The following is a 6,535-nucleotide window of genomic DNA, read 5'->3' as shown; positions in this document are numbered from 1 at the left end:
AAAAATATAAAATATTACTCTTAATTTTTAGAGTTTACACAAAATTTGAAGAAGACTCTTTATCTACAGCTTTTTATCTATAATTTTTTAATCTTACGGCTACTAATTAGGTCAATTTCAAATGAACACCTTAAATCTCAAATTAAAGAGTTATTTTTATGGACTTTTGGACATAAAATAATAATATTTGTATGTCAATCTTATTTTATAATATTTTTCTTGTAAAAGTTTATAAATTTAGCATAAATCACCAATTTTACTCTTAAAATATCACTTCTTACTTATTATTCTTTTCCTTTACTTCTTCTAAAACCTCTAGACTGGCCAATTTCTTTTGTATTATTTCTTTTTTTAATAATCAAACTGTCTATAATATCTTCTAATATCAAGAGAGTGTTTTGTATTATCTTCAAAATGAAACGCCAATCGATCAACCAAAACTGTTGATGCAATTGTTGGTGCTATTATCCAACGATATTTTTCATCTATTCCGTTTAATTTAAAATCTAATGTATCAATAATACTTAATTTTTTTGTGTATTTCTTTAAAAACTTTTCAGCTCTATCATCTAAAACTCTTGTTTTTCCAGAACCTTTAACTAAAAATACACAAGTATCTTCCTCGACTATTTCTAAAGTTCCATGGAAAAATTCTGAACTTGTAACAGACTTTGTTTTTAACCATTGCATCTCTTCCAACAAACACATTGAGAATAGATACGTCTCACCCCACACTTCACCACCACCAATCCAAATCATATATGGCTCTTTATAATACTGTTTTGCCATTTCTTTTGCTTGAGGATCAAATTGTAGTTTTGCCTCTAATAAATTTTCTGGTAGTAATAATAACTGATTTCCAAAATCATTATAATCTAAAAACTCTCCTCTATTTGACAAAATTTTAAAAAATAACCAAAATAATAGCATATACTCATACTCTACACCATTTTCATGTCTCATTGGAATTACATAATTAGAATTTTTAGCTAAAGGAGATTCTAAATTTTTTGTACAAGATATAACTCTTATCCCCATCTCTTTATATTTTTTAGCCATTTCAACTGTTTCTTTTGTATCTCCTGATTTTGACAAAGTTATTATTAATGATTTTTCTGTTAAAGCCTTATGTCCTCTTACAATTAACTCCGCTGCTTGTTCTACATAAACAGGTAGTTCTGTAAGTTGCTTTGCAATCTCTCCCATTGCCATTAAAGGTGCTAAACTACCTCCAACTGCTGTAAAAAATATATTTGAAAACCCATCTTTTGTAACTATATTAGCAATTTCTTCTGCTATTGGTTTAGCCTCTCCTATTAACTTAGCACTATTTCTATACTCCTCCTCTTTAAATTTTAACATTTCAGAATATTTTGACATAATTACCCTCCATTTATATTTATATTTTACTTTTTAAAACTAAATCAAAATCTGTAAAAATCTTTTTTTCTACATTAATTTTCTTTTCTTTAGCTATTCTATAGCTTAATACTTGAATTGGAATAACATATAATAAAGTTAAAAAATTTGGATTTATATCTTTTGATACATTCAAATTTATTGTTTGACTATCTTTATTATCGCTATTCGTTATAATTGTTGAAAATCCAATATAATTTCCCATATATTTTTTTAAAATATGTAGTCTTTTTGACAATGGAATAGTTAAATCTAAATCCAAATAAAATATAGCATTTGAATTATTAGCTTCTAAATATGGTCCATGCATATACGCTTCAAGTTCATGACCTGTTGATGGACATCTAACTACTTCTGTAAATTTAGTTTCGAACTCTTTTGTAATACCATAATTTGCCCCATAACCTAAGCATATAAATCTATTTATCTCTCTTAAAATTTCTTTATTTTTTTCAAAGTATAAATTAGTATTTTCAATAACTGTGTTTATATTGCCAATTAAATATTCCAACTCTCCAAAGTATTTAAAATGTTGATTTTTTAAATTTATTCCCAATAAGAATAAATTTAAAACAGTTCCACTAAAACCTTTAGTTACAAATCCTACATTTTCTATACCTATATTTAAATCTAAAATATATTGTGAATATTTTGTTATTGAGCTTTCTAAGTTGTTTGTTACTATTATTACTGGTTTTTTTAATATTTCAGCTATTTTTTTAGTAGCATTTATTGTTGAAGTACTTTTTCCACTTTGAGATATTACAATAATCAAATCTAAATCTAAATCTATTTTTTCATAATCATAAAAAATAGATGGTTCCTCTATAAAAACTTTAGCTTCTAATATATCTTGTAAAAAATATTTGACTGTAATTGCCGCATTAATAGAAGAACCTGTAGCTAAAATTAAAATTCTTTTAATTTTATAGTCTTTTAAATCTTTTAAAATATGTTTATTTTTATCTTGAAAATTTAATAAAATATTTGTTAAAGTATTCTTTTCATCATATATATTACTTAACATAGTTTCCATAAATGTACCTCTTAAAAGAACCCAACTAAAGTTCCAAAAATTCCAAATATTGCCATTCCTAAAAGTATTGTTATTGGTTTAACATTTTTATTTAATAAATAATACACAATACCAAAGATTCCTAATTTTAAAATACCAGGCATTATATCATCTAAAATACTTTGGACTTCTATTGTTGAACCTCCAGCTTTAAAAGCTAATGGTGTTGAAATTTCTACCATTCTTGCTGTCATTCCTCCAATAACAATTAATCCTAATATAGTTGCTCCGTAAGTAACTTTCTCAACTGCTCCTGATTTTTCAAGTTTAGTTAAAAAGTCTACTCCCAATTTATAACCTAACTTTATAAAAAGATATCTTATAATTATATGTGGAATATTAAATACCAATAGAAATAAAATTGGACCTAATATATTTCCCTGTAATGAAAGAGCTGTTCCAATCCCTGTGGCAATTAATCTTAAAGTTCCCCAAAAGAAAGAATCTCCTATTCCTGATAATGGACCCATTAATGCTGTTTTTATTCCATTTATTGAGTTTTCATCAAATTTTCCATCTTTTTTATTTTCCTCTTCAAGAACTACTGATATTCCTAACATTAAAGTTACAATCCAAGGAGTCATATTAAAAAACTCTAGATGACGTTTCAAAGCTTTTTTTAATTCTAAATGATTATTTGTATATATTTTTTTTAATATTGGTGCTATTGCATATGCATATGCTAAGTTCATTTGTCTTTCATAATTCCATGAGAATTCCATTTGAAAAGATCTCCAAAATATCTTATTCAAATCTTTTTGTGTAATATCTTTCTCATCTTTTTTATTAGAAATCATCATCACCATCTCCTTTCTCACTTAAGTTTCCACTTTCTACTAACTGTCTTTGTGACATTGGATTTACTGTTATTAACGCTATTAAAGCACCAAATATTGCAATTCCTGTCAATGGGATTTCTGTATAAATTGCAATGGCAAAGCCAACGAAAAAATATGGTAAAACTTTTTTATTTATAAGAAGTTTTGCTAACATTGCAAATCCAAGAGTTGGAATCAATCCAGTTGTTATTGCTAACCCTTTATGAATAAATTCTGGTATTGCCTGTAAAACCAAAGATACTGCATTACTTCCTAATAAATATGAAAAGAATACTATTATCGCCAACATCAAAGATAAACCAAATCCAGATATTAAATGCATGCGCTCTATTCCTTTTATATTACACTCATCTGCATATTCATCAGCTTTGTGACCTAATATTGGTATAACAACTCCTAGATACGCATTTTTTAAAATTAAAGTAAATGTTGCAATTGGTAAAGCCAGTAATAAAGCTGTCTCTGCACCAGCACCTGAAGATATTACAAAGGCAACTCCTAATATTCCTCCAGTCACTACATCTGGTGGAATTGCTCCTCCAATAGCAAAAGATCCAATAAAAGCTAACTCCAATGTAGCTCCCATTATCAATCCCATTTTTAAATCTCCCATTACTAACCCAGTTAAAAATCCAGTTACTATTGGTCTTGATATTAAGCTTGTTCCTAAGGCATAATCACATTGAGCTATAAAAGCTACTAATGCTAATAAAAATGCTTGCATCATATCTATCCTCCCCTTTTCTATCTATATAAAACTTTAGTATCATTAGCCACTTGCCTAATTTCAATCTCAATCCCCAAACTTTGAAGTTCTTTTAAAAGATTTTTTTCCTCTTCTAATAAATTTACTGCTTTTGATATATTTCTACTATTTTCTCTCGCTTTAACTCCTCCTAGATTTATTTGTTTTATGTTATCTACCTCACTGGCTATTTTATAAGCATCCTCAACAGATTCTACAACTATAAAAAGTTTATATTTATCTGTAACACCAGATTTTAAAGCTTGTATTGAGTCCTCTATATTTTTTATTACTAATTTTACTTCTTGTGGTTTTGCTAACTTCATTGTTGTTTTTCTTAATTCATCATTTACTACACTGTCATTAGCTATCAATATACAATCTGCTCCTAAATTTTGTATCCATGAAAATGCAACTTGTCCATGTAATAATCTATGATCTACCCTTAATAAAAGAATCATAACACTCCTCCATTTTTAGAACTCTTGGTCCTCTTCTATTTTTTTTTCTAGCTCATCATTACAATAAATTAAAGAATTACTACATTCTTCTATACTTTCACGTATCAATTCTTTTATATTGTCATAATCATTTTGTTTTTCTATTAATGTTAAAATTAATGGTAAATTTACTCCTGAAATAATATTTAAATTTTTATAGTTAGATATATTTTCTAAAAACTCATTATTTACACTTCCTCCAAATATATCTGTTAAAACAATTAACTCTTCTTTCGGATATTTTTTTAAAATAAATTCAACTTCTTCTTTTAAATTAAAATTTTGAGTTATATAACAATTTAATATTTCTAAATTATCAATATTTCCAATAATTAATTCGATAGATGTTTTTATTCCTTCTGCAAATTTTCCATGAGTTGCAACTATAAATTGAATCATTTTATCCCTCCTTTTTTTATTGTTATTATTGATATACCTTTTTTAATTTTTTTAGTCAAATTTTTCATATTTTTTGTTTATTTCTCTAGATTATTCGATATTAATGAGGTATTATATTACTGTAAAATCAATGTTTTTTTATATACTCACGTTTTTTTATATATAATTTTTTCGTTTGCTTTAATCTATTTTTTTAACAAAAGGAGATACTATAATGAAAAAAAATCTAATTATTGAAAAAAATTTTACACATTACTCATTTATGAATAGCAAGGTAACTTTTTCAAAACGATTTTCTAAAAATGATATATTGCTCAAAGAATATATCATAAAAGAAATAATTGAAAAGGATTTAAGAAAAATAACTTTAACAAAATCAAAATTTTTAAAAATTTTGAATTTAAGTCAATTTGATACTATCGATTCTTTTTTAACTAAATTTACCTCTAAACGAATTAACATAACTTATGAAAAATCTGAACTTAACTCTTTTGAATTATCTTTATGTATCATATCTTCATACTTAAAAAATAATGATACCTATGAATTAAATATTAACAATGATTTTTATAAAATTTTTAATACTGAAAAAAATGATTTTAAACTTTTTCAATTAAATATACTTTTAAGTTTTAATTCATCTTATTCAAGAAATTTATTTCTTTTTATTAAAACTATGTATAATAATTCCACTATAGATATTTCTCTAGAAAATCTTAAAAATATAATTGACTTTGAAAATAAGTATTCTCGATTTTATGATCTTGAAAATAGTATCTTAATCCCAGCTTTAAAAGAGATTGAAACCTTTACTGGCTATAAAATTGAATATCACAAAATTAAGAAAAATTTATGTAATAATAGTAAAGTGATTGGAATAAAATTTATAATTATTAGTACTCCTGAAACTATCAAGGAAAAAAATTTAAGTGCTCTTTTTAATTTAATTAAACCTTATTCTGAGAACACTACATATTTAAACCAATTAATTGAAAAATATTATGAATCTAAAAGTTATGAATATTTAAAAAATAATATTTATTATTCTTTTATTCATAATAACGGTAATTTTGATAAATTTTTAATAGAGTCTATAAAATATAACTATGTTCAAACTAAACATAATACAAAACTTAAAACTTATTCTGAGAAATATAGACTTATAAGTAATACAAAAATCAAAATTAGTGATTTTAATATGTTTAAAAATACTCTTTTTAAAGAAATTGACAATGTCAATTTATCTCACGCTTATTTAGTTTCTAACTTTTTTAAAGTTTTGAACTCTGATAATCTAAAAGCAAACGATGACTCACCATATAGTAAATTTATTAATAATCTTAATAAGAATAAAACAAGTTTTTATGAAGATAATAAAATTATTATTTTAGCTGAGTTTAACGCTAGTTACTTTGAAAGTTGGATATCTATTTTTTTTAAAGAGTAATACTGTTTTTTCTAAGTATAAAAAAAGTTGTAGATCTCTCTACAACTTTTTGGGGTCTAATTAAATATTTGTGTAAACCTTCAAGTTGGGGTAATATTAAATTATCTAACT

The 6,535-nt window shown here is 24.9% G+C and carries 7 protein-coding genes; 1 reads left to right on the top strand and 6 read right to left on the bottom strand.

From position 1 onward, the window contains the following. Window positions 1–351: 351 nt before the first annotated feature. The 6 genes from L988_RS10460 to L988_RS10435 are packed head-to-tail and all read right to left on the bottom strand — an operon-like array spanning window position 352 to window position 4,977. Complete coding sequence (locus tag L988_RS10460; protein WP_231549786.1) at window positions 352–1,380, bottom strand: SIS domain-containing protein; 1,029 nt, start codon at window positions 1,378–1,380, stop codon at window positions 352–354. Between the two features lie 19 nt (window positions 1,381–1,399). Next, window positions 1,400–2,455, bottom strand: a complete 1,056-nt coding sequence (locus L988_RS10455; RefSeq protein ID WP_047384062.1) for an SIS domain-containing protein — start codon at window positions 2,453–2,455, stop codon at window positions 1,400–1,402. Window positions 2,456–2,466: 11 nt separating this feature from the next. Next, window positions 2,467–3,291: a PTS system mannose/fructose/sorbose family transporter subunit IID gene (locus tag L988_RS10450; protein ID WP_197053967.1), complete on the bottom strand. Its 825-nt coding sequence runs from the start codon at window positions 3,289–3,291 to the stop codon at window positions 2,467–2,469. Beyond that, window positions 3,281–4,060, bottom strand: coding sequence for a PTS mannose/fructose/sorbose/N-acetylgalactosamine transporter subunit IIC (locus L988_RS10445; protein WP_047384059.1), 780 nt, complete (start codon window positions 4,058–4,060; stop codon window positions 3,281–3,283). The genes L988_RS10450 and L988_RS10445 overlap by 11 nt, the downstream gene beginning before the upstream one ends. A 17-nt stretch (window positions 4,061–4,077) precedes the next feature. Beyond that, complete coding sequence (locus L988_RS10440; protein ID WP_047384058.1) at window positions 4,078–4,539, bottom strand: PTS sugar transporter subunit IIB; 462 nt, start codon at window positions 4,537–4,539, stop codon at window positions 4,078–4,080. A 15-nt stretch (window positions 4,540–4,554) separates the two neighbouring features. After that, entirely contained in the window at window positions 4,555–4,977 is a 423-nt protein-coding gene (locus tag L988_RS10435) for a PTS sugar transporter subunit IIA (protein ID WP_047384056.1), read from the bottom strand. Window positions 4,978–5,191: 214 nt separating this feature from the next. Here L988_RS10435 and L988_RS10430 point away from each other — a divergent pair, with 214 nt between their 5' ends. Then, the gene (locus L988_RS10430) at window positions 5,192–6,424 is read left to right on the top strand and encodes a replication initiation protein (protein ID WP_047384054.1); all 1,233 of its coding nucleotides are present in this window, start codon (window positions 5,192–5,194) and stop codon (window positions 6,422–6,424) included. Window positions 6,425–6,535 lie beyond the last annotated feature (111 nt).

The sequence above is a fragment of the Cetobacterium sp. ZWU0022 genome, assembly GCF_000800875.1.
Classification (GTDB): Bacteria; Fusobacteriota; Fusobacteriia; order Fusobacteriales; family Fusobacteriaceae; genus Cetobacterium_A.
Note: the sequence above shows the minus strand (reverse complement) of the source record. Positions and strands in the feature narration are given on the sequence as shown.

What these genes read in the sequence shown, in the direction of transcription:
- L988_RS10460 (WP_231549786.1), bottom strand. Translation starts at nt 1,380, where the DNA reads ATGTCAAAATATTCTGAAATGTTAAAATTTAAAGAGGAGGAGTATAGA.
- L988_RS10455 (WP_047384062.1), bottom strand. Translation starts at nt 2,455, where the DNA reads ATGGAAACTATGTTAAGTAATATATATGATGAAAAGAATACTTTAACA.
- L988_RS10450 (WP_197053967.1), bottom strand. Translation starts at nt 3,291, where the DNA reads ATGATTTCTAATAAAAAAGATGAGAAAGATATTACACAAAAAGATTTG.
- L988_RS10445 (WP_047384059.1), bottom strand. Translation starts at nt 4,060, where the DNA reads ATGATGCAAGCATTTTTATTAGCATTAGTAGCTTTTATAGCTCAATGT.
- L988_RS10440 (WP_047384058.1), bottom strand. Translation starts at nt 4,539, where the DNA reads ATGATTCTTTTATTAAGGGTAGATCATAGATTATTACATGGACAAGTT.
- L988_RS10435 (WP_047384056.1), bottom strand. Translation starts at nt 4,977, where the DNA reads ATGATTCAATTTATAGTTGCAACTCATGGAAAATTTGCAGAAGGAATA.
- L988_RS10430 (WP_047384054.1), top strand. Translation starts at nt 5,192, where the DNA reads ATGAAAAAAAATCTAATTATTGAAAAAAATTTTACACATTACTCATTT.